The organism is Desulfuromonas svalbardensis (assembly GCF_055389415.1).
Map to the genome: position 1 here is coordinate 114,241 of NZ_AP042416.1, position 22,051 is coordinate 136,291.

At 45.6% G+C, this 22,051-nt stretch carries 23 protein-coding genes and 1 riboswitch; of the genes, 16 read left to right on the forward strand and 7 right to left on the reverse strand.

The features are described from left to right. Window positions 1-125 precede the first annotated feature (125 nt). From ACZ5KY_RS00570 to ACZ5KY_RS00585, 4 genes are read left to right on the forward strand one after another with little or no spacing between them, the layout of a single operon-like run. Entirely contained in the window at window positions 126-2,141 is a 2,016-nt protein-coding gene (locus ACZ5KY_RS00570; protein WP_464241964.1) for a PAS domain-containing sensor histidine kinase, read from the forward strand. Continuing rightward, window positions 2,131-2,766: a cobalamin B12-binding domain-containing protein gene (locus ACZ5KY_RS00575; protein WP_464241965.1), complete on the forward strand. Its 636-nt coding sequence runs from the start codon at window positions 2,131-2,133 to the stop codon at window positions 2,764-2,766. The genes ACZ5KY_RS00570 and ACZ5KY_RS00575 overlap by 11 nt, the downstream gene beginning before the upstream one ends. After that, on the forward strand, window positions 2,763-3,812 hold the full coding sequence (locus ACZ5KY_RS00580; RefSeq protein WP_464241966.1) for a uroporphyrinogen decarboxylase family protein: 1,050 nt from the start codon (window positions 2,763-2,765) through the stop codon (window positions 3,810-3,812). Before ACZ5KY_RS00575 ends, ACZ5KY_RS00580 begins: the two co-directional genes overlap by 4 nt. After that, a complete protein-coding gene (locus ACZ5KY_RS00585; RefSeq protein ID WP_464241967.1) occupies window positions 3,805-5,709 on the forward strand; it encodes a sensor histidine kinase in 1,905 nt (634 codons plus the stop codon). The genes ACZ5KY_RS00580 and ACZ5KY_RS00585 overlap by 8 nt, the downstream gene beginning before the upstream one ends. An 18-nt stretch (window positions 5,710-5,727) precedes the next feature. Here ACZ5KY_RS00585 and xthA read toward each other — a convergent pair whose 3' ends face one another. From xthA to ACZ5KY_RS00605, 4 genes are read right to left on the reverse strand one after another with little or no spacing between them, the layout of a single operon-like run. After that, the gene (gene xthA / locus ACZ5KY_RS00590; RefSeq protein WP_464241968.1) at window positions 5,728-6,543 is read right to left on the reverse strand and encodes an exodeoxyribonuclease III; all 816 of its coding nucleotides are present in this window, start codon (window positions 6,541-6,543) and stop codon (window positions 5,728-5,730) included. Window positions 6,544-6,564: 21 nt separating this feature from the next. Further along, window positions 6,565-7,728, reverse strand: a complete 1,164-nt coding sequence (locus ACZ5KY_RS00595; protein WP_464241969.1) for an iron-containing alcohol dehydrogenase — start codon at window positions 7,726-7,728, stop codon at window positions 6,565-6,567. Window positions 7,729-7,772: 44 nt separating this feature from the next. Then, window positions 7,773-8,081, reverse strand: a complete 309-nt coding sequence (locus ACZ5KY_RS00600) for a DUF167 domain-containing protein (RefSeq protein WP_464241970.1) — start codon at window positions 8,079-8,081, stop codon at window positions 7,773-7,775. A 14-nt stretch (window positions 8,082-8,095) separates the two neighbouring features. After that, window positions 8,096-8,392 (reverse strand): YggT family protein, encoded by a 297-nt coding sequence (locus tag ACZ5KY_RS00605; RefSeq protein ID WP_464241971.1) that lies wholly within the window; start codon window positions 8,390-8,392, stop codon window positions 8,096-8,098. Window positions 8,393-8,722: 330 nt separating this feature from the next. Here ACZ5KY_RS00605 and ACZ5KY_RS00610 point away from each other — a divergent pair, with 330 nt between their 5' ends. Next, entirely contained in the window at window positions 8,723-9,787 is a 1,065-nt protein-coding gene (locus tag ACZ5KY_RS00610) for a 3-deoxy-7-phosphoheptulonate synthase (RefSeq protein WP_464241972.1), read from the forward strand. Between the two features lie 103 nt (window positions 9,788-9,890). Here ACZ5KY_RS00610 and lhgO read toward each other — a convergent pair whose 3' ends face one another. Together lhgO and ACZ5KY_RS00620 are read right to left on the reverse strand one after the other, a co-directional pair. Next, entirely contained in the window at window positions 9,891-11,096 is a 1,206-nt protein-coding gene (gene lhgO, locus ACZ5KY_RS00615) for an L-2-hydroxyglutarate oxidase (protein ID WP_464241973.1), read from the reverse strand. A gap of 8 nt (window positions 11,097-11,104) precedes the next feature. After that, window positions 11,105-11,302 (reverse strand): MerR family transcriptional regulator, encoded by a 198-nt coding sequence (locus tag ACZ5KY_RS00620; RefSeq protein ID WP_464241974.1) that lies wholly within the window; start codon window positions 11,300-11,302, stop codon window positions 11,105-11,107. 231 nt (window positions 11,303-11,533) lie between these two features. On the opposite strand from ACZ5KY_RS00620, the gene ACZ5KY_RS00625 reads away from it, so the two are divergent. Next, a complete protein-coding gene (locus ACZ5KY_RS00625) occupies window positions 11,534-12,541 on the forward strand; it encodes a diguanylate cyclase (RefSeq protein ID WP_464241975.1) in 1,008 nt (335 codons plus the stop codon). Here ACZ5KY_RS00625 and ACZ5KY_RS00630 read toward each other — a convergent pair. Further along, window positions 12,489-12,812, reverse strand: coding sequence for a hypothetical protein (locus tag ACZ5KY_RS00630; RefSeq protein WP_464241976.1), 324 nt, complete (start codon window positions 12,810-12,812; stop codon window positions 12,489-12,491). The two genes, ACZ5KY_RS00625 and ACZ5KY_RS00630, sit on opposite strands and share 53 nt — an antisense overlap. A 139-nt stretch (window positions 12,813-12,951) precedes the next feature. Further along, window positions 12,952-13,053: riboswitch (TPP riboswitch) on the forward strand. A 140-nt stretch (window positions 13,054-13,193) separates the two neighbouring features. On the opposite strand from ACZ5KY_RS00630, the gene thiF reads away from it, so the two are divergent. From thiF to ACZ5KY_RS00680, 10 genes are all read left to right on the forward strand, one after another. Further along, a complete protein-coding gene (gene thiF / locus ACZ5KY_RS00635) occupies window positions 13,194-14,009 on the forward strand; it encodes a sulfur carrier protein ThiS adenylyltransferase ThiF (protein ID WP_464241977.1) in 816 nt (271 codons plus the stop codon). Window positions 14,010-14,012: 3 nt separating this feature from the next. Then, window positions 14,013-14,213: a sulfur carrier protein ThiS gene (gene thiS, locus ACZ5KY_RS00640; protein ID WP_464241978.1), complete on the forward strand. Its 201-nt coding sequence runs from the start codon at window positions 14,013-14,015 to the stop codon at window positions 14,211-14,213. Between the two features lie 122 nt (window positions 14,214-14,335). Beyond that, complete coding sequence (locus ACZ5KY_RS00645) at window positions 14,336-15,109, forward strand: thiazole synthase (RefSeq protein ID WP_464241979.1); 774 nt, start codon at window positions 14,336-14,338, stop codon at window positions 15,107-15,109. 2 nt (window positions 15,110-15,111) lie between these two features. Next, window positions 15,112-16,236 carry a 2-iminoacetate synthase ThiH gene (gene thiH, locus ACZ5KY_RS00650; protein ID WP_464241980.1) on the forward strand — a complete coding sequence of 375 codons (1,125 nt, stop codon included), beginning with the start codon at window positions 15,112-15,114 and terminating at the stop codon, window positions 16,234-16,236. A 3-nt stretch (window positions 16,237-16,239) separates the two neighbouring features. Further along, entirely contained in the window at window positions 16,240-16,863 is a 624-nt protein-coding gene (gene thiE / locus ACZ5KY_RS00655; RefSeq protein ID WP_464241981.1) for a thiamine phosphate synthase, read from the forward strand. A 105-nt stretch (window positions 16,864-16,968) separates the two neighbouring features. Continuing rightward, complete coding sequence (locus tag ACZ5KY_RS00660; protein WP_464241982.1) at window positions 16,969-17,748, forward strand: enoyl-CoA hydratase/isomerase family protein; 780 nt, start codon at window positions 16,969-16,971, stop codon at window positions 17,746-17,748. Between the two features lie 156 nt (window positions 17,749-17,904). Continuing rightward, the gene (locus ACZ5KY_RS00665; protein ID WP_464241983.1) at window positions 17,905-19,131 is read left to right on the forward strand and encodes a hybrid sensor histidine kinase/response regulator; all 1,227 of its coding nucleotides are present in this window, start codon (window positions 17,905-17,907) and stop codon (window positions 19,129-19,131) included. 133 nt (window positions 19,132-19,264) lie between these two features. After that, window positions 19,265-20,608 carry a dGTP triphosphohydrolase gene (gene dgt / locus ACZ5KY_RS00670; RefSeq protein WP_464241984.1) on the forward strand — a complete coding sequence of 448 codons (1,344 nt, stop codon included), beginning with the start codon at window positions 19,265-19,267 and terminating at the stop codon, window positions 20,606-20,608. Next, window positions 20,605-21,462, forward strand: coding sequence for an SDR family NAD(P)-dependent oxidoreductase (locus ACZ5KY_RS00675; protein WP_464241985.1), 858 nt, complete (start codon window positions 20,605-20,607; stop codon window positions 21,460-21,462). The genes dgt and ACZ5KY_RS00675 overlap by 4 nt, the downstream gene beginning before the upstream one ends. A gap of 99 nt (window positions 21,463-21,561) precedes the next feature. After that, window positions 21,562-22,047: a hypothetical protein gene (locus ACZ5KY_RS00680; RefSeq protein ID WP_464241986.1), complete on the forward strand. Its 486-nt coding sequence runs from the start codon at window positions 21,562-21,564 to the stop codon at window positions 22,045-22,047. Window positions 22,048-22,051: the final 4 nt, after the last annotated feature.

Sequence of the window (22,051 nt, forward strand, 5' to 3'; positions counted from 1 at the left end):
TATATCAAGCTATCAAACTATTACACCATTGGAAAGCTCAGAAACACTTTAAAAAATAACTAGATCAAATACGACCTCTACGTTAAATTGAACGACTAAGTTAATCAATTATCAAATGAGGTACTATGACGTCAGAGCTTGAAAATATATCTGTAATGCAAGCATTTGGTTCCTTTCCGTCAAAGATGTCTTTTGAGGAGAAACAAGTTCTCGTTTCTACCTGTGCAAGGTACAGCCATGAGTTCCTGCTTTGGAGGGATATTGACGATACAATTAGATTCATCTCAATATCGTGTTTGCAGATTACCGGTTACAGTGCTGATGATTTTATTAACAACAATAATCTGTTGCTGCAAATCATTCACCCTGATGACCAGACTATGTGGATAGAAAAACATATACACGGCAATCACAACCAGTTTCAACTCCGCATTATCAATGCGTCAGGAGAAACCGTGTGGGTTGAACACAACTGCAACCCTATTTTTAATAGTAACGGTGAAGTCAAAGGCTTTATTGGCAACTTTATTGATATTACCGAAATAAAAAGAACTGAATCAAACAATCAAAAACTAGCCACTGCTGTCGAACAGAATCAGTACGGGATCGTTATTACAGACCGTAATGGTGTGATCGAATATGTGAATCCTGCATTTAGAGCAATGCAAACGGGTACGATCCTTCTCAGCGCGGGTGACACTCTGCCTCTACTCGACAAATCCCAACGAAAAATCAAAGAGATAACGGCGGCAGTAGAAAAAGGGGAGATATGGCAAGAAGATAGCGCAGAAAAGTTTGGCAAATGGTACACGACTAGGATTTCACCAATATTCGATAAATCTGGGAAGTTAAGCCATTTCCTCGTCGCAAAAATTGACATATCTCAACATATTCTTGACAAAGAGCGCGTAATCGAACAACACGAAGAACTTCAAGCACTCTTTAAACTCGTTGAAACAGGCAAAAGAGAGTGGGAGTGGTCACTCGACTGTATTAATGATGTTGTCATCCTAGCCAATAGTGATGGCATTGTTCAACGAACCAACCGAACCATCAAGAAGTTGCTCAACATTGAAATCTCTGATTTTATTGGCAAAGAGTGGACATCAATTCTACCCGATGAGATTTCGAAACAAGACAATATTCCTACAGAGGGACAGTTTTACGATACGGATCACAACAAATGGCTTAAATATCATATTTTTACACTTTCAGACCCCCACATTGAGACCAACATAAAACAAATCATCACATTACATGATGAAACCGCGTCGCGTGAAATGAACCACGACCTCACCGAAGCATATGAACACCTTAAGTCGACACAAAGCCAAATGGTTCACCAAGAAAAAATGGCATCAATTGGTCAACTCGCTGCTGGAGTCGCACATGAGATTAACAATCCAACGGGGTTTATTACGAGTAATCTGGTCAGTTTAAAAAAATACACCGCACGACTGATTGACCATATTACCTTTCTTGAAAAATCACTCGAACCACTTTCTAATCCAGAAATGACACAGTTGTTAAAAGCACAACAAAAGAAAATAAAATTATCTTTTATCCAAGATGATATCGATGATTTAGTCAATGAATCACTTGAGGGGGCTGAACGCATTAAAGTCATTGTTCAAAACCTAAAAAGCTTTTCACGTGTCGACGATTCGGCCACGGCAGTTGCTGATCTTCATGAGTGCCTCGACTCAGCACTCAGCATTGCCTGGAACGAAATTAAATATAAAGCGAGCATTGAAAAAGACTATCAACCCATCCCGAGAACCTATTGCTCGGCGCAACAGCTTAATCAAGTATTCTTGAATTTGATGGTCAATGCCGCACAAGCGATAAAAGGTCAGGGGATCATTACGATATCAACCCTTGAGCAGCAACAGTGGATTATCATTAAAATTAGCGACACTGGCGGCGGCATACCAGAGGAAAACCTTTCTCAAATATTTGATCCCTTCTTCACAACAAAAGACGTTGGCAAAGGGACAGGCCTCGGGCTGAGTATCTGCTATGAGATCATCCAGAACCATGACGGTGAAATTAGTGTTGACAGCCAAATCGGCAAGGGGACAACCTTTACGATCAAGCTACCAATCATCACCGAGAAACCTGAGAAAAAAAATGATAAATGAGATGCAAAGCGTTCAAAACTTCAAACATCACTTACTTGCACTAAACCGAATTGAGTTACAAGATTTTTTCCACCAATCGGCTCGTGATTCCGTAGATTTTTGCGAAAACATTCTTGTTCCAGCACTTGAAGAAATTGGCTCAGAATGGGAAGATAATCAGCTCTCTTTATCTCAAGTTTTTATGGCAGGAAAGTTAAGCGAAGAGTTTTTAAAACAAATTCTCATCGATACAAAACAAACACACCGTTCACAACCAAACATCGCAATCGTCTTACTTGAAGATACCCACCCCTTAGGAAAACGAATTGTTTGTTCCGTCTTGCGTGCCAGCGGACTTATCATTCATGATTATGGCCCCCTTACGGTTGAGCAAGTTGTGTCACGCATCCATGAGGAACAAATTGACATCTTACTCATTTCAACGTTAATGCTTTCATCAGCATTACGGGTGAAGGCGTTAAAAGAACTGATCGATAAAAACGGGCTCAAAACTCGTTTAGTTGTCGGCGGGGCACCCTTTCGTCTAGATCCTAACTTATGGAAACACGTCGGCGCTGATGCGACGAGTGTAACAGCGAGCGGAGCACTGGACGCCGTACGGCAGCTCAGCAAGGAGCAATTATGAGCGTTTGGACACCGATGAAACGCGTACTAACAACTCTTAACCATCAGGAACCAGATCGAGTTCCTGTATTTTTATTTCCAAATTTGCATGGTGCAAAAGAGTTAAATTTGTCGATTGAAAACTATTTCATAAAACCAGAAAACGTCATTAATGGACAAATTTTACTCCAAAAAAAATACAACCACGACTGCTACACCTCCTTCCATTATGCATCAATGGAACTTGAAGCCTGGGGAGGGAAAACCCGTTTTGTTGATGATGGCCCACCGAACAACTCCGAGCCTCTATTAAAAGAGATCTCGCAAATAGACCTTCTGCAGCCACCCAATGTTAAAAAATCAGAGGTTTTACAACGCGTTCTGACGGTCACTGCAGGGTTAAAAAAACACGCCGGCGAAGAGATCCCTATTATTGGCGATGTTATCTCCCCTTTTTCGTTGCCAGTCATGCAACTGGGTTTTGCCGCATATATTGAGCTGCTTTATGAACAATCACCCCGTTTTTGGCAACTAATGGAGCTTAATTCGCAATATTGTATACAGTGGGCGAACGCGCAACTTAACGCTGGAGCCACAGCTATCTGCTATTTCAACCCCCTAGCGTCATCGAGTATGGTTCCTGCTGATATGTATAAAAGGACTGGCCATAAAATAGACAGCCAGACCCTATCGAAAATACAGGGGACAACAGTTACGCATCTTGCCTCCGGCTTAGCTCAGGAGACGCTCCCTCTACTCCAAAAAACGGGAACAGCAGCCATTGGTGTCAGCGCGATGGAGTCGCTCTCAGCGTTAAAAATAATCTGCCAAAACAAAATAGGCCTCTTCGGCAACCTAAATGGCATCGAAATGTGCCGTTGGGATAAAGAACAGGTCGATGATCATGTTCGCCAAGCCATTAACTCAGCAGGTGATGGTGGCGGGTTTATCCTTTCAGACAACCACGGTGAGATCCCTTGGCACGTATCAGAAGAAACCCTGCATAACATTGTCAAATCTGCTCATCATTGGGGCCAATATCCATTAAGAAAGGGTACCAATGACTAAAACGTGTCTATTGTTCTGCGAAAGCTTTAAAACAGAAATTGAATTTATTACCACGACTCAGCGCTACCCTCAGCTATGTTTCGCGACCTATCACAATAATTGCAGTAAGCCTCCACTTGATTGGACACAAATTGTCGCCTTGACGGAGCAGCACCAACCGTTCAAAAAACTTATTATCATTGGCGGGGATTGTTTAAATAATCTGACCTCCCCCCCCAATGATTTTGCCAATTGTGAAATCCAAATCACTCACCACTGTTTTGTTCCGTTGGCGAGTGACTATACGATTAGTGAATTGATAAAATCTGGCAGTTATCTCATCACGACAAGTTGGTTGCAGTCATGGAAAGAAAAGATCGAACAATGGGGATTCAACAAACAAACAGCTCCCAGTTTTTTCCATGATGCAATACAAAAAATCGTCTACTTAGATTCAGGGGTTTGCTGTGACTATGCAGACCAACTACAAGAACTTTCAACATTCGCAGATTGCCCTTGTGAAGCGATCCCCGTAGGAATGGAAGGGGTCTTTTCCTATATTGACAAGATCGTTCAACACGAAGAATGTATGCAGCAAAAACAACAAATAACCCATTATCAAAAAACAAATGCTGACTACGCAATCACCTTTGAGTTACTCAAGGAGATTTCTTGTTTAGTCAATGAGCAACAGGTCATTGATCGCATCATATCGTTGTACGGAACCCTGTTCAATGCTAAGGGCTGCGCATATAGCTGCCAAACAGGTGCAACACCTGGGAAAATCAGTATTTGGGGTGAACAAAGCATTTCATACCCAGAGCTTATCCACTTTGAAACCTCATTAAATAGCAGTGGCTACAAACAACTAATGGACCAACAGGGATTTTTATTTGCAATTCAACACAACCAACAAATGCTTGGGATTGTTTGCATTAAAGGGATCGCTCAAGCTGAGTATATTCGACCCTATATCAACCTTGCATTAAGCACAGCTGACATTTGCGGACTAGCACTTAAAAACGGGCTTCAATTTGAACAAATCCTAACGATTGGTGACGAGCTCAGAGAGCAAAATAAAAAGCTTAAAAAAACACACGATGAATTGAAAAACTCCCAAGCACGCTTTGCGGCACATGAAAAAATGGCCTCTCTTGGCCAACTGTCCGCTGGAATTGCTCACGAAATCAATACCCCTATTGGCTATATAACAAGTAATCTTAGTGCAATTGAGCGCTATTCATCCCGCATAAACCTATTTACAGACCAACTATTGTCACAACTTTTTGAGTTGAATAATTCACAGCTTAATGATGACATTTCAGGTAGGGCTAAAGAGATAAAACTGGAGATTATCCGTGAAGATATGCTGGCTGCCATTCAGGAGTCTCTTGAGGGGACGACTAGGGTCAAGAGGATTGTCGAAGATTTAGGAATATTCTGTCACAGTGGCGAAGAAGTGGCACAAGTTGGAACGATAACCGATTGTATCCACAGTGCTCTGAACATTGTTCACAACGAGCTTAAGGGGTGCGCTGGAGTCAAATTAACCCTACGCCCTACTCCACCTATGCCATGCTTCCCCAATCAGCTAATACAAGTGTTTGTCAACCTCTTCACCAACGCAGCACATGCTATCGGTAAAAAAGGGACAATTAGCATTGAAAGTCGGGTTGCGAATAACCATATTCAAATTATGGTCGAGGACACCGGTTGCGGCATTAATGACCAACAGCTTTCCAAAATATTCGATCCATTTTTCACAACCAAAGAGGTTGGTAAAGGGACGGGATTGGGTCTCAGCATCTCTCACGGTATTATCGAAAAACATGGGGGTACAATTCACGTTGCTTCGACTGTTGGCAAAGGATCAACCTTTACTATTGAACTTCCAATCGCACTACCACCAATCCATTAGAAACGTACAGGTCTCACGCTATAAATCAAAGAGACTCCAAATGGGACAATGATCTGACGGTTTTTCCATTGCTCTAATTTCGTAATCGATCCCGACATCGGTGCAGCACTCCTGTAGTGCCTTGGATGTTAAAATCAAATCGATCCGCAAACCACGCTTAGGGTCTCGATCAAACCCTTTGCTACGATAATCAAACCAACTAAAACAATCCTTCACATCTGGATTGAAACAGCGGTAACTGTCCTGCAAACCCCAACCTGTTAGGGCAGCGAGCCAGTCACGTTCTTCAGGGAGAAAACAGCTTTTCCCTTGCCGTAGCCACCGTTTTTCATTGTCAGCACCAATACCAATATCATTTGAGCATGGAGCAACATTCATATCCCCGACCACAGCGACAAGGTCACACTCAGGGTCGAACTCATCTAAATAGCCTCGCAGATTAGTGTAAAAAGCCTCTTTCGCTGGAAACTTCGTAGGATGGTCACGACTCTCCCCTTGCGGGAAATAGCCATTTAGCACTGTCACCAACCGGCCATCGGTTGTTGGATACCAACCGCCGACAAACCGTCGTTGGGCATCATCGTCATCAGCAACAAAACCGCGCACTACCTTGATTGGTGGCTTTTTCGATAAAATCGCCACACCATAGTGCCCTTTTTGACCATGATATTCGACATGGTAGCCCAACGACTCAACATCGGCTCGCGGGAACTGATCGTCGTGAACCTTGGTTTCCTGTAAAGCAATCACATCAGGGTCATGCTGATCTATAACTGCTTTGAGCTGATGCAATCTGGCGCGCAAACCATTGACATTAAAAGAGACAATCTTCATTTCCAACCACCTCGTTATGAATTAACGACAGCGCTTCAAAATTGAAGCAATCACGTCACTGCTATACTCACTAAGACCCCATTTTTGCGCCAGCATCGTTGCATTGTCGGCAATGGCAGGGATATCACCATCAGGGATGCCCCCAGCACTAAGAGTCACAGGGCTATTTATTTTAGCAAACCACCCTTTAAGAGCGAGAATTCCTGCCTGCGCGCGGGCGAACTCATCCCCCTCGCTACAACCAAAAATCCGTTCGGCAAACTGAGCAAATTTTGCAGGCTGTTGTTCGGCCTTGTAGGCCATCCAACCTGGCATCACAATCGACAAACCTGCACCATGAGCCACATCGTACAGAGCACTCAAGGAATGTTCGATCATATGATTCGGGAAGCCATACACACCAATCCCGGCCGTCGATAAGCCATTGAGTGCCCATGTCGCCGCCCACATCATTGTCGCCCGTGCTTCGGGGTGATCAGGCTGAAGCAAGATTTGCTCAGTACTTTCGATAATCGTTTGGATCAAGCCCTCAACAAAACGATCTTGCAGCGGTGTCGCGCTATCATTGCTAGTGAAATAGCCCTCAATGATATGAGAGATGGCATCCACGGCCGAATAGGCGGTGTAATCAAGAGGAACAGTGTACGTTAAACAGGGATCTAAAATTGATACCTTAGGAAACAGATGCGGAGAACCGAGGTTAAATTTTTGCTGCGTCGCTTCATTGGTGACAACTCCACCTGAATTCATCTCCGAACCCGTGGCTGCTAGAGTAAGAACGGTAACCAGTGGCAGCGCCTGTTCTATTTGAGCTTTATCGCAAAAGAAATCCCATACATCGCCATCGGTTTTGGCTCCGGCACAGATCGCCTTTGCTTCATCAAGAACGCTACCACCACCAACAGCAACAACTACATCCACCTGTTGTTGCTTCGCTAAGGCAATGCCTGCATTAACATGACTCAAAACAGGATTCGACTTTACCCCCGCATGGTCAATCCAGCTGACTCCAGCTGCTTGTAACGACGCGGTAACCTGCTCGTAAACACCACTGAGCTTGATACTATTTTGGCCATAAACGAGTAACGCTTTCGTGCCATAGCTGGCGGTACTCTTGCCCACTTTATTGACCATGTTAGGTCCAAAAACAATTTTTGTTGGATTATGAAATATAAATGGTTGCATCGTGATCCCTTTCTAAAAAATAGCTTATTACTCTAAATATTGATTTAAACTCTCAAAAGATCTTGAATCACCTCAACCACTTGCTGACGGGTCAAATCCTCAATCAATAATCGTTTATGCCGGCTTTTATGGCCACTGATTAACGACACGTTGCTTTTTGAACAGCGCAATAACTTGGCAAAAAAATCACGACATAATTTATTTGCTGCGCCATCAACAGGAGGAGAGGTCAAACGGACTTTCAACTCTTCACCCTGAACACCGCACAGTTGATTCTTGCTGGCTCGCGGTTGCACGAGTATCGCTAAAACAATGCCATCATTACGTTCCACAGCCCACTCAGGCTGTGCCACAGGAACCACAACCATTAAAAGCTATACGCAATGGAAGTGAGAACAGCGCCAATCATCCTTTGGCAAAACGACAACGCCAACAGCAGTGCTATCGGGGTAAAATCGATACCACCAAACTGTAGCGGGACATAACGTTGAATACGATTCAAAACAGGATCGGTCGCGGCATGTAAGAATCGAACAAGAGGGTTATATGGATCAGGGTTGACCCACGAAATAACAGCGCGACCAATAATGATAAAAATATAGATCGTAAAAGCTAAATCAACAAGACCAGCAACGGCCAAAAACAGTTCACGTAAAATCATCATTTCTCACTTTCATTGCTAAAAAACACCTCATTCTCGAGGCTAACATCTACAGTTTCGAACGCTGGAATCTACACAATCAATCACAGAACACACACGACCAAAAGCCTTAAAAAACAGCAGCCTACACGAAACAAACAAGAACATTAAAAACAATCTCATTTTTTTAAATACGGCTTTTGACATCTGATTCTGAACACGATAGAGTGCCAAAGTCTTGTTGGTGACAAGGGAGGGATTTCCACACCATTTACCACGTAAATGTCGCCATTTTTTATGCCGTATTCTTACGCCAAGTAAACTACCATGAAGCGCCAAGGGGAACAATCAATCATGCAGCAAACCAATAATCTAAATATTCAGAGCATCACCGAAGTCATCGCACCTGAAGAGCTTAAACAGGTATTTCCACTGTCTGAACTCTCGGCTGAGTTTGTCACCTCATCTCGTGATCAAATTCAAGAGATCATCCACAATCGCGATTCGCGGTTAATGGTTGTCGTTGGGCCGTGCTCCATCCACGACCCCTTAGCGGCACTGGACTATGCTCACAAACTGGCAACCATTGCTAAAGAGCTTGATGACCAGTTACTGATTGTCATGCGTGTTTATTTTGAAAAGCCACGTACCACAGTGGGCTGGAAAGGGCTCATCAATGATCCTGACCTCAACGATACCCACCTGATCTCAAAAGGGTTAGGCATCGCGCGCCAACTGTTTTGCGCCATTACCGACCTCGGTTTGCCAATTGCGACCGAAATGCTCGACACCATCACCCCGCAATACTTTGCCGATCTAATCAGTTGGGGAGCAATTGGCGCACGAACTACAGAATCGCAACCACATCGCGAGATGTCGAGCGGCTTATCGTTCCCCGTCGGCTTTAAAAACAGCACCGACGGCAATCTGCAAATCGCCATGGATGCCATGAGTGCATCGCAGCACGAGCACAGCTTTTTAGGTATTGATTGTCGCGGCAAAATCTCCATTGTCAAAACCTGTGGCAATCCTAATGCGCATATTGTGTTGCGTGGCGGAAGTGGCGGGCCCAACTATAAGCCCAGCGATATTGCTATAACCGAAGACAAACTGACATCACGCAACCTTGGCCCTGCAATTATGGTTGACTGTAGTCATGCAAACTCAAACAAAGATCACAACCTGCAAGAGAACGTGATCAACGATGTCCTCGACCAGATTTCCAATGGCAACACCAGCATCAATTCGTTGATGATTGAAAGTAATCTTGAGGCAGGAAATCAATCGATTGGTGCACCAGATCAACTTAAATACGGTGTTTCGATCACCGACAAATGTATTGATTGGACCACCACCGAACGCCTGTTACGTTCAACCCATGATCGACTCAAAAAAATCAACGGTCGGCCGTTGAAATAAATATACGTAGTGACAATTGATTGTAAATAGGGCGCACGACCCGCTGGGTCGTGCGCCCTATTTTATTTGATTCGACCATCCAAACCCACACCAAAACATCTAGCTAAAGTTTAAACTGGGCAACCGCTTTTGCTGCAATGGTTTGACCAATACTTAATGAAGCGGTCGCTGCAGGCGATGGCGCATTGAGTACATGAACCATTCCAGCCTGTTCGATCAACTGAAAATCATCCAACAACGTACCGTCGTCGGCGACAGCCTGAGCACGAACCCCCGCACCGCCACGATATATATCGTCGGCTCGTAAGGATGGCAACAGATGGCGCAAATCTTTGACAAACGTTTGCTTGCACCATGAGCGACGATATTCCTGAAAACCAACTTTCCAAAAACGCCGAGCTAATTTCAAAAATCCGGGATAGGTCAAGATCTCAAATGCATCACGCGGTGAAAAGCTCAATTGATGATAGCCTTCGCGCTTAAAGGCCAGCACGGCATTCGGCCCCGCCTCAACCTCACCATCAATCATTCGCGTGTAATGGACACCTAAAAATGGGAACTCAGGATCAGGAACGGGATAAATGAGATGATTCACTAAATCACGCCGCTGTTTTTTCAACTTATAATATTCACCGCGAAATGGAATAATCCGTAAACCAGGTTCAATACCACACATGCGCGCAACACGGTCACAGTGCAACCCCGCGCAATTAACAACAAAAGAGGCGCGCACCGTCCCCTGTGAGGTCAATAGATCAAACCCCTCATCCAAAGGCGTAACACGATGAACCTCAGCATTGGTGATAATTTGGCCGCCACGTTCTTCGACCAAACGACCATAGGCTTGGGTGACTTTGACATAATCAACAATACCCGTTTCTGGAACAAACAGGCCTGCAATCCCCTCAACCTGAGGTTCATGGCGCTTTAACCCGGCAGCGTCTAGTCGCTCTATCCCTGTTAAGCCATTGGCCTGTCCACGTTTTTCCAGCTCATCTAATGCTGGCAACTCACTTTCGTTTGTTGCCACCACCACTTTACCACAACGATCATGCGGGATTTGATGCTCAGCGCAAAAGCGATAGAGCGCGTCGCGCCCTTCAACACAATTTTTCGCTTTAAGAGATCCGGGGCGATAATACAAGCCCGAATGGATCACACCGCTATTATTGCCTGTTTGGTGACGTGCCAAGTCACTCTCTTTTTCGAGAATAACCACCCGACGCCCCGGAGCCTGCTCGGTCAATGCTAAGGCCGTCGCAGCCCCGACAATTCCACCACCAATTACCGCTACATCGCACGTTATCATCGACTTAATTATCCCTTCGATTCCTCGTCATTCTTATCAGCAACCTGCAAGCGAACATCATCAATATTAACCAATAAAACATCACCACCATCACGTTCACAGCGAACGACACCCTCATCAACCCAAAAAAGCAACGTCGCCTTTTTGAGGCCAAACTTATCCGCTGCCGCATCCACGTCGTACCATGTTTTAATCAGTGCCATCATCAATCTCCCTTCGATTAAAGATTACCTTCATAAGCTAAGTATAACCCGTGTCAGTAAAAACGAAATAACTGTTTTAATAAAAAGAGCGACTCTTTACAAATAAAATTAAAAAACGATATAAAGAGTGTGGGGGCTGGTGTCGATATGTAGTGTGAACAATTGAGGGTGTATTTAACTCACCAGTTGCCACGTACTAAAAGTTAACTAACAGATATCATTAGGATATAAATTATGGGACCAAGCGTCCTGATCATCGACAATTCGAGCACAATTCGACACAAAATCATCACCGCGCTGAAGGAGAGCTCTCCGTTCAATTCGTACTACGAAACAAGTAGTGGCGTTGAAGGGTTAGCCATTATCCACAACAGTGACATTGATGTGATTTTATGTGGTTTACAATTGTTTGAGCTGTCAGGTACGGAACTGTTGCGCAGGCTACAGCTAAATGATGAGTTGTGCGATATCCCCGTTGTCATTCTCACCTCGGACAATAACACCCAAAAGAAAATTGAACTGCTTGAGTTGGGCGCGAGTGATTATATCGTTTTACCTTTTGATAACGGTGAACTGGTCGCACGCGTTAAAGTTCAACTTAAAATGAAAACCATGCAAGACAACCTCAAACGTAGCAATCGTCTACTACTTAATCTTTCGAGCACCGACTCATTGACACGACTTTTTAACCGTCGCAAATTGATGCAAACACTCGGCAAGGAGTTTCAACGCCATAGCCGCTCACAAGACACCTTAACCCTGCTAATGCTCGACATTGATCATTTTAAACTGATTAACGATACCTTTGGCCACCTTAACGGTGACACGGTTCTTGTCACATTAGCAAAGATACTCAAAGAGTACTTGCGGCCGTATGATGTTGCCACACGCTTTGGTGGGGAGGAATTCGCCCTCGTGCTCCCTAATACGCCAATAGATGGCGCACTTGAGGTCGCAGAACGGCTAAGAGTTGCGGTTAAAAACTTAGCATTTAGTGGTGAACTTCGTGACCTGAAACTCACGGTTAGCATTGGTGTCTCAGGCTATCCGGGGGCGGGAATTGAGAGCGTCGATCAACTGCTGCAAGCAGCTGACCAAGCTCTCTACCAAGCAAAAAACAGTGGCCGCAATAAAGTCTGCTACATTGACTCGCGGCAGCCAGAGGATCAACAAGAAGAGCCTGTCGAGCCTAAAGTTCATTCAGCAAGCGATACAGTTTCTTCTGAACAGCCCACACCTTAGCGGCTTCATCATCGCACTCATCCTCTTCAAGGAGTAACCGCGCGCGATCAAATAAATTATGCGAATCGAGTAGCACAGGGCTTAACACGGATTCAATTTTCATCCTTGGAATCTCGCCAACCATTTCATCATGCTCAGCAAGAATTGCCACAGCTTGATCTATCACCCGAAAAACACGTTCGGTTGCATCACTCTGCTCGTCACAACGTAACGCCTTAATTAAGCTCTGCACCTCAGTAACCAATTCGCGATATCGTTCTGAAATACTCATTTTTGCTCCTAAACTTAGTTTATAAATAACGGGAGAGTTAAAGTCCCCGATATAAGCAGATGAACCAAAAAAAATCAATGTGAATCCGATAAAAAAGTTGACTTCCCTAAAGCGGGGCTGATAGTTTTTATCTGTTACATTGATGCCCTAGGGGAGTTTATTACTGAGAGTCCAAGCGATTGGACGACCCTTAGAACCTGATCCGGATGATACCGGCGTAGGGAAGCGGCGCTGAAACTGGGAGTGATCCCAGCGAAGGTCGCTTTCGCGACCTTTTTCTATTCAACCTAAATCAGTACGACACTCGACGGTAAAGAGCACAAGTCATTGAATCACTGATACAGGGTTAAGGCTGAGCGTTTAAGCCTATCGATAATAATTATGCAGATCATGGTCAACGAAAAATTGCGTGAGTTTCCTGATCACTACAGCTTATTTCAAGTGCGCGACACCGTTGCCCCCAACGCCGACCTCATCATCTGCAACGGTATCACGAGCACGTGTGATCAATCATTAGATGGCACAGAGCGCATTGTTCTGATTCAGCGCGGCAAACAGCCTAATATTGACGAACTTGAAGCACTGCTATTAGCTCGCCATACCCCCGAAGTCCACCAACCACTCAAGAATGCCACGGTGGGAATTGCCGGTGCTGGCGGCCTGGGTTCGGCCATCGCCATCGCCCTTATGCGCTGCGGAGTCGGTCACTTGATCATTGCCGATTACGACGTCGTCGAACCATCGAACCTCAATCGGCAACACTATTTTCTGGACCAAATTGGTCAACCGAAAGTGGATGCATTGAGTGAAACATTGCGACGCATCAACCCATTTAGCACGCTTGAGTGTGAAACCATCACCCTCGATAAAGATAATATTCCCACACTGTTTGCTGAAGCCAATGTGATGGTCGAGGCCTTTGATTGCCCCGAGGCAAAAGCAATGCTCAGTCAATGTTGGTTACGCACATTTCCACATAAACCGCTGGTAGCGGCATCGGGAATGGCTGGCTACGGCCCGAGCAATAGCATTACAACACGCCGCGCACTGGGAAACCTCTACATCTGCGGCGACGGAACGACTGCGGTTCAACCGGGGACAGGACTCATGGCGCCACGCGTTGGCATTGCAGCTCACCATCAAGCAAATACAGTGATCCGCCTGTTACTGGGGATTGATCCGATTGAGGAGAAATAAACTATGGAAATCACCATCAATAGTCAAACCCGCACCGTTGATCCGGGCACAAATCTCACCACATTAATCGATGAGATGGGTTTAGATGACAAACGTATTGCTATTGAATACAACCGCGACATTTTATCACGCGAACAGTTTGCGACGATCACATTACAAGCGGGCGATACCATCGAGATCGTCAACTTTGTGGGCGGCGGCTAAATCGACGCTGAAATCGCGCTATTGCTACATACACAAACACTGGCTAAGAGAAGTTTCTCTGCCGTGTACACTTACGATAATAAATACTGAGCGAACAAACTCGGTACAGAAAGGCTCACATCATGGATGATTTAATCATCGCAGGTCGCTCGTTTCGCTCCCGCCTAATGGTTGGCACAGGTAAGTTTGCTTCGAATACTCAAATGGCTGAAACCATTGCTGCATCGGGTGGTGAAATTGTTACTGTCGCTTTACGACGCGTCAACATTGAGGACCAACAAGATGACCTCCTCAACCATATTGACCCCACTAAATATTTATTACTCCCCAACACCAGTGGTGCTCGCGATGCCGAAGAAGCGATCCGCCTTGCACGACTTTCACGCGCTGCGGGATGTGAGCCGTGGATTAAGCTTGAAGTAACTCCCGACCCTTACTACCTCTTACCTGACCCAATTGAGACCTTAAAGGCTGCTGAGATTCTCGTTAAAGAGGGGTTTATTGTTCTCCCCTACATCAATGCCGATCCTGTGCTAGCCAAACGCCTTCAAGAAATTGGTGTGGCGACGGTGATGCCTCTTGGCGCTCCTATCGGCACCAATAAGGGCTTAAAAACCCGTGACAATGTTGCCATCATTATTGAGCAAGCCATTGTTCCCGTGGTCGTTGATGCTGGATTAGGTGCACCATCTCACGCTGCTGAAGCGATGGAGCTTGGTGCCGATGCCGTTATGATTAATACAGCGATGGCTGTTGCGGCCAACCCTCCAATGATGGCAGCGGCTTTTGGAAAAGCGGTTGAAGCAGGCCGTGAAGCGTACCTTGCCGGACTAGGAAAGCAACAGAATCAAGCTGAAGCATCCAGCCCTCTTACTGGCTTTTTGAGGGATAAATAATCATGAGTTTCGCCGACGAAATACAAAAGTATCCCGCTGAACTGATCCAAGAGCAGATAGCAAATACCACCACGAATCAGGTTGAACAGGCTCTTGCAGCCGAACGCTTAACCATGCGCGACTATGCAACCCTGTTGTCGCCAGCTGCACAACCTTATATTGAAACAATGGCGCAAAAAGCCCATCAAATTACCAAACAGCGCTTTGGCAATACCATTCAACTTTACACGCCGATGTATCTCTCCAACGAGTGTAGTAACGGGTGTAAATATTGTGGCTTTAACGCCAGCAACAAAATACCTCGGGCGACGCTAACACTCGACGAGATTGAAAAAGAAGCCAAGATTATTCATGACTACGGTTTCCGCGCCATCCTGTTATTAACAGGTGAGCATAAAAAGATGGAGGACAACAGCTATCTTGAGGCAGCGGTCAAACGGATTAAGCCGTTGTTTAGCTCCATTAGTATCGAAGTGTATCCTATGGATACTGACGGCTACAAAAAGATGGTCAATGCTGGTGTCGATGGCCTCACCCTTTACCAAGAGACTTACGATCCCATTCTCTACGAACAATTGCATCCCTACGGCCATAAGCGCAACTACACTAATCGGCTTAATGCCCCGGATCGGGCTGGAGAAGCTGGCCTACGGCGTATCGGTGTGGGTGCGCTACTTGGTCTTGGCCCCTTCGCCACCGAAGCATTCTATACCGGTCTACACGCCAACTATCTATCAAAACGCTATTGGCGTAGCCATGTCAGCGTGTCGTTTCCACGCATTCGCCCTGCTGACGGTGGGTTCGCTCCTTTTCATATCATCGACGATACTCAACTGGTGCAGATGGTCTGTGCAACACGACTATTAATCCCCGATGCACCATTATTTCTCTCCACTCGCGAAAGTTCAGAACTTCGCGACAGTCTGATGCCACTAGGCATTACCCATATGAGTGCGGGCTCCTGTACTTCACCGGGGGGACACGCCAACGAAGGTGAAAACACAGAACAATTTGCGATTGATGATGATCGTAGCCCAGAGCAAATGAGCGCCATCATTAAAGAAAAAGGATATGAAGCCGTTTGGAAAGATTGGGATACCGCTTTTTTAAATGCTAGTTCCATTTAAGTTATGGATGTCGACTTTTCGCTCTACTTAATCAGCGACCGTCATCAGGTTCATCCGAACCATACATTACACAGCGCAATTGACGCGGCCCTACAGGGCGGCGTCAAGGCTGTGCAGTTGCGTGAAAAAGATCTAGCAACCGCTGACCTGTTAGCCCTCGCCCAATCATTACGTCAGCTTACTCGTCAATATCATGCCAAATTATTCATTAATGATCGCATCGATATTGCCTTAGCGGTTGACGCTGATGGCGTTCACCTCACTGAAACGTCAGTGAGTGTCCTTGAGGCGCGGCAGCAACTCGGCGATAACAAACTCATTGCGGCTTCAACACACAGTCTTGAGAGCGCCTTGCAAGCCGAAGCGCACGGGGCAGACTTCATCACCTTTAGCCCTATCTTTTTCACCCCATCCAAAGCGCAATATGGCGCGCCACAAGGGATTGATGCCCTCAATCAGGTTTGTCATAACACGTCACTGCCCATATTTGCCCTCGGTGGAATCACCCCGGAGCGAGTACCAACTGTCTTGACGGCGGGGGCAACAGGGGTTGCATTAATTTCAGCGATTATCTCTTCAGAAGACCCGTTTCATGCGGCACAGCAGTTTTTACGCCACTTCCTTTAAGACTATATCAAGGCAATCACAACATTAATATCATTGTCAGATTCTTAGTGCTGCGTTATTCTTAAATAAAATAACAGTGTTATATTTATTCAAGAGGAGGGCATTATGCACGACAAGGTTATTCAAACGGACAAACAAGGACGACTTGGTACCATCACATTAAACCGCCCCGATGCCATGAACACTTTCACAATCCCCTTTGCCCAACAACTTGACTCTGCGCTATGGGAGATGGAGAACGATCCTGATATTTTAGTGATCGTCATCAAAGCCAACGGTAAAAACTTTTCGACCGGAATCTCTCTCGATCAATTTGACGATAAAAGTCAAAATGAATTTCGCGACTTCCTCTATCAGATCGATGCCTTCTACCACACCCTAGCAAAAATGAAGACCATTACCATCTCTGCCGTTCAGGGCTATGCGCTGGCAAACGGAGCAGGATTAGCCTTTGCGACCGACTTCACCATTGCTACCGACAGTTCATCTTTCGGAACCACGGCGATCAATGTTGGTTTAATCTGCCTTGGCCCTGCGGCCCCCATGATGCGCATCATTGGCCGTAAGAAAACCATGGAGATGGTGTTAACAGGCGACATTATCTCAGCCCAAAGTGCCCTCGAATTAGGCCTTATCACTCAGGTCGTTAGCGACGATGAGCTTAACGATGCGTGTGATAAATTGGCTCAAAAGTTAGCTAAAAAAAGTCCTTTAGCCCTACAAATTGGTAAAGAGGGCTTAAACCGCCTCGCTGACAGCAGCCACTATGATCAAGGGCTCGACACCATGGATGACCTGTTTGCGACCCTATGCGCAACACAGGACGCAACCGAAGGGGTGACAGCTTTTCTCGAAAAACGCCCCCCGGTCTGGCAAGAAAAATAGAACTCACATAGCCGGGGATAATTTAGAGAATAATTAATAATATCGCCCATCTATATTTGCATTAGACATAAGACTTGTGACACTATAATAAAGAAGTTATAAATCCTGAGTCCATCCACAGCCCCTGGGGGTGGACTCGTATCAAGGGGATAATTTGTGAAACGCTTTGATGAAACAAGCATCTTGCTTATAGAGGACGATGACGCTGATGCTCAGTCAGTGCAACAACTTCTCTGCATCAATCCGAAAGTTCACTTAACATGGGCGACATCCTTAGCGGAAGGCTCTCAACACAGCGAATCTAGCCGTTTTGATGTCATCATTACTGACCTTGGTTTACCGGACAGTAAGGACGTCAATGTCGTTGAAGTGCTTACCCGTATCTGGCCAAACACACCGATTATCGTTCTAACTGGCTGCCACATGAAAAGTCTGGGCCGCTTTGCAATCCACAGCGGAGCACAAGACTATTTAGAAAAAGGGGATTTAACACGGGGTACGCTAGCTGCAAGTATGAGCTATTCCATGGAACGGCAGTCCTTGTTACAAGAGATCAAGCAAACGTGCGACGAATTATCTTATTCAAACGCTCAACTCAAATCAGCGCAGAGTCGACTCGTGCAAAATGAAAAGCTAGCGACCATAGGTCAGCTCGCGGCAGGGGTCGCTCACGAAATCAATAACCCGTTAAGTTTTGCCAAAAGCAACCTAGGTTCACTCACCAAATATGTAAAAAACGTATCAACCTTCATTGAACTACAATCTCAGGTCCTTAAACCTGCAGCGGATTCAGAAATAACAAAATGTCAGTCAGATTTAAAAATAGATTACATTCTTGAGGATTGCCCGAAACTCCTTCAAGAATCTCTTGAGGGTCTTGAACGAATCCAAGAGATTATCAGCAACCTAAAGCTTTTTTCAAATGAAGGGGTTTCAAAACCCACCCCTACAGACATAAACGCCTGCCTCAACAGCACTGTCCAAGTCGCCTTGAAAAACTTACAGGATAAAGCGGATATCCAATTCGACCTTGAAAAACTACCAAACGTTCTCTGTATTCCTCAACAAATCAACCAAGTATTTATGAACATATTGCTTAATGCCGCTCAATCGATTCAAGAATATGGAACAATTACAATTAAAACCTGGTATGACACGGCTGTACATATCCGCATTAGTGACTCTGGGGAGGGAATTCAAACAGAGCATCTCTCCCACATTTTTGAACCGTTCTATACCTCAAAACAAACGGGAGAAGGCACTGGTCTTGGACTGAGCATCTCACACGATATCATCCAGAAACATAACGGAACAATTATGGTGGATACAACCTTAGGTCTAGGGACGCAGTTTACCATCACACTTCCTGTTCATGATTCATGATCTAGGTTTTCTCAATTCAAGATAACCACTTCTATGCTGTCTATTCCGTTACCCACTAAAACAATCCGAGTTTCTTTTGCATCCACAGCCAAAACCTTTTATGCTATGACCTCACTTTTAACGAGGGATCTCTATGCCAATCGAACTCCAATGGCCAGCATTGCTATCAAACGACCGCGTTGGTCAAAAGCCCGACAAAAAAGCACACTCCAGCGATCAACCCGCCGAACGCAGTGAGTTTGAGTCCGACTATGATCGTGCCGTATTTAGTGAACCGTTTCGTCGTTTAGCCAAGAAAACACAGGTCCACCCTCTGGCGCCCAATGATCACATCCACAATCGCTTAATCCACTCCATTGAGGTTGGCAGCGTTGGTCGCTCGTTAGGTAAAAAAGTTCAACACTTTTTACAACAACAACACCCTAAGCAAACACATAGTTTTGATGAACTGGCGCTGATTGTTCAGGTCGGTTGCCTCATTCATGACATCGGCAATCCCCCCTTTGGCCATGCAGGAGAATACGCCATCCGCGAATGGCTCGCCAAACATGAGCAACTTGTTTTTTTCGATGACGACCACACTCTGCGCTGCAGCCCACAAACACGCGAAGACCTGTTGCTATTTGAAGGCAACGCTCAGGGATTCCGCCTTGCAGCCCGGCGCGACAACCCCAAGTGCGGCTACATGCGTTTGACCTATGCGTCGCTTGGCTCGATGATTAAATATCCGTGGGCCAGCGATGATAATCGGGCTCAAGATAAAAAGAAATTCAACGTCTTTGACAGTGAAAAAAAGTTGTTTACTGAGATGTCCACCGCAATGGGCTTGTTGCGTGACGATGGTACCGTTGCCCGTCATCCTCTCTCTTTTCTCACCGAAGCGGCCGATGATATTTGCTATCGCATGCTTGATATGGAGGATGCCGTAAGTATGGGGATATTCCCTGAACAACCAATACAAGAACTGTTTCTCACTATTGCTGGTTGCCCTGAAGATACGTGGAAACCTGTGGCCATGGCGCGCGGTGAGGCGATTAATGCCCTCATCAATGAATCGTTTGCAGTATTTAAAAACGATTACCAGGCCATCATGGCAGGTGAACGGGAACGTGACATCAAGGCTGATTTTTCTGAGCACTACAAAGCCTGTTTTAAGAAAATCAACGAACACTACATCGAAATCTTCTCCCATCGAGGCAAGCTTGGCTACGAGATCGGCTCGTACAAAATTGTTGGCCGCATCATTAAAGCCTTTGTTCTTTCAATCCAATCGTTATGCGAAAAGAATGACTACACGGAGCTAGAATATATTTCCAGCCGCTGCTTCGATCTCGCATGGGGTAAAGAGTTCACCTGTAAAAACTTCCACCAAAGTTACGACTGGTGGCTGCGGCAAACCTTTGATTATGTTTCTGGCTTAACGGATAATTACGCCATCCAGATCTCACGCGAAATTGAGGGAGTGCTTACGCCATGAGTGAGGGGGGAGATTCAGTAAAAAAGTGGGTCGTCGTAACGGGGGCGTCATCGGGAATTGGCAAGGAGCTGGCCCTGTCGCTGCAACAACATGGCTACACGGTTCTGGCGACAGTTCGCACTGCTACAGATCATGAGGCCCTAAACAAATTAGGCCTGGCAACCTTAACCATCGAACTTGCCGATGAGGATTCAGTTGTGACAGCCATTGAAGCCGTTCACCGCCGCTGTGGCAGCCAACTGTATGCCCTGATCAACAATGCCGCCTATGGCCAACCCGGTGCCGTAGAGGATATCAGCCGTAGCGCCCTTGAACAACAGTTTGCCGTCAACCTATTTGGTACCCATCAACTCACATGTGGGCTGTTACCGTTACTACGCCAAGATGGTGGTGGCAGAATTGTCAATATCAGCTCCGTTCTCGGCTTAGTGGCCTTTCCGTGGCAAGGTGCTTACAACGCCAGTAAGTATGCTCTCGAAGGGCTGACCGATACACTGCGTCTCGAACTACACCACTCCAATGTCAAAGTAAGCCTCATTGAACCCGGGCCGATTCGGAGTCAATTTCGTCATAATGCCCTACAAGCTTTTAACAACGATGTTGACTGGCAACAGAGTTCTCATCGCCATCATTACCAAAAAATCACTGGCTATTACTCCGCCAGCGATCATCCGACCCCTTTTACTGGAACACCTCAAGATGTGGTGAAGCGTGTGCATCATGCATTGCGGTCACCACGACCACAGCCCCGTTATTTCGTCACCCTACCAACCTATGTTCTGGCAACCTGCCGTCGCTTTCTTCCCGCTCGCTTACTTGATGCATTATTACGAAAGCTTGGGGCAATGCGCTAATTTATGAGGAATTTCTTTCCTTAATGTGTCAAATGGCCTACTATAAATCGTTATATTCATTATGTAGCACCCCTCTTTCATAAGGCGGCTCGTAACACAATGCATGAAACCTCAGAGCAACAATCCAGCCATCTTGCCTATCGTTATACTCAGCTATTTAACTCTTTTTTTGCGGCTCTCGATCGGGCGACAGCCGAACCACTGCATGAGACGTTGAAACGCTATCCAACCATGGGCCAAGAGCTTTTTTATCTGTTTTCAGGTATTTTATGCATGAATACTCGTCACGCTGTAAATCGTGACCCGAAATCAAGCCAAACCCTCTTTGGTGCCTTTACGCTGTTCAGCGATAAAATCCCACAGATCCTTATCCCCAAAAATCAACAAGCATCATTTAATCACAAGCAAGTCCAATGTGTTAATAATTGCTACTCAAAATCTGAACGAAACCAATTGGCGGCTCTATTTCTTGATCGCAGCATCGGTGACAATTACCTGGCTGAATATCCTGCGGCAACAGAGATCGAATCGAGCCTAGTTGCCATTTTAGACCACACGGAAAAACAGCTGTTAGCACTACTCTAATTAA

What these genes read in the sequence shown, in the direction of transcription:
- xthA (WP_464241968.1), bottom strand. Translation starts at nt 6,543, where the DNA reads ATGAAGATTGTCTCTTTTAATGTCAATGGTTTGCGCGCCAGATTGCAT.
- ACZ5KY_RS00580 (WP_464241966.1), top strand. Translation starts at nt 2,763, where the DNA reads ATGAGCGTTTGGACACCGATGAAACGCGTACTAACAACTCTTAACCAT.
- thiE (WP_464241981.1), top strand. Translation starts at nt 16,240, where the DNA reads ATGGATGTCGACTTTTCGCTCTACTTAATCAGCGACCGTCATCAGGTT.
- thiF (WP_464241977.1), top strand. Translation starts at nt 13,194, where the DNA reads ATGCAGATCATGGTCAACGAAAAATTGCGTGAGTTTCCTGATCACTAC.
- dgt (WP_464241984.1), top strand. Translation starts at nt 19,265, where the DNA reads ATGCCAATCGAACTCCAATGGCCAGCATTGCTATCAAACGACCGCGTT.
- ACZ5KY_RS00630 (WP_464241976.1), bottom strand. Translation starts at nt 12,812, where the DNA reads ATGAGTATTTCAGAACGATATCGCGAATTGGTTACTGAGGTGCAGAGC.
- ACZ5KY_RS00610 (WP_464241972.1), top strand. Translation starts at nt 8,723, where the DNA reads ATGCAGCAAACCAATAATCTAAATATTCAGAGCATCACCGAAGTCATC.
- ACZ5KY_RS00645 (WP_464241979.1), top strand. Translation starts at nt 14,336, where the DNA reads ATGGATGATTTAATCATCGCAGGTCGCTCGTTTCGCTCCCGCCTAATG.
- ACZ5KY_RS00575 (WP_464241965.1), top strand. Translation starts at nt 2,131, where the DNA reads ATGATAAATGAGATGCAAAGCGTTCAAAACTTCAAACATCACTTACTT.
- thiS (WP_464241978.1), top strand. Translation starts at nt 14,013, where the DNA reads ATGGAAATCACCATCAATAGTCAAACCCGCACCGTTGATCCGGGCACA.
- ACZ5KY_RS00675 (WP_464241985.1), top strand. Translation starts at nt 20,605, where the DNA reads ATGAGTGAGGGGGGAGATTCAGTAAAAAAGTGGGTCGTCGTAACGGGG.
- thiH (WP_464241980.1), top strand. Translation starts at nt 15,112, where the DNA reads ATGAGTTTCGCCGACGAAATACAAAAGTATCCCGCTGAACTGATCCAA.
- ACZ5KY_RS00570 (WP_464241964.1), top strand. Translation starts at nt 126, where the DNA reads ATGACGTCAGAGCTTGAAAATATATCTGTAATGCAAGCATTTGGTTCC.
- ACZ5KY_RS00620 (WP_464241974.1), bottom strand. Translation starts at nt 11,302, where the DNA reads ATGATGGCACTGATTAAAACATGGTACGACGTGGATGCGGCAGCGGAT.
- ACZ5KY_RS00585 (WP_464241967.1), top strand. Translation starts at nt 3,805, where the DNA reads ATGACTAAAACGTGTCTATTGTTCTGCGAAAGCTTTAAAACAGAAATT.
- ACZ5KY_RS00595 (WP_464241969.1), bottom strand. Translation starts at nt 7,728, where the DNA reads ATGCAACCATTTATATTTCATAATCCAACAAAAATTGTTTTTGGACCT.
- ACZ5KY_RS00680 (WP_464241986.1), top strand. Translation starts at nt 21,562, where the DNA reads ATGCATGAAACCTCAGAGCAACAATCCAGCCATCTTGCCTATCGTTAT.
- ACZ5KY_RS00625 (WP_464241975.1), top strand. Translation starts at nt 11,534, where the DNA reads ATGGGACCAAGCGTCCTGATCATCGACAATTCGAGCACAATTCGACAC.
- lhgO (WP_464241973.1), bottom strand. Translation starts at nt 11,096, where the DNA reads ATGATAACGTGCGATGTAGCGGTAATTGGTGGTGGAATTGTCGGGGCT.
- ACZ5KY_RS00660 (WP_464241982.1), top strand. Translation starts at nt 16,969, where the DNA reads ATGCACGACAAGGTTATTCAAACGGACAAACAAGGACGACTTGGTACC.
- ACZ5KY_RS00605 (WP_464241971.1), bottom strand. Translation starts at nt 8,392, where the DNA reads ATGATGATTTTACGTGAACTGTTTTTGGCCGTTGCTGGTCTTGTTGAT.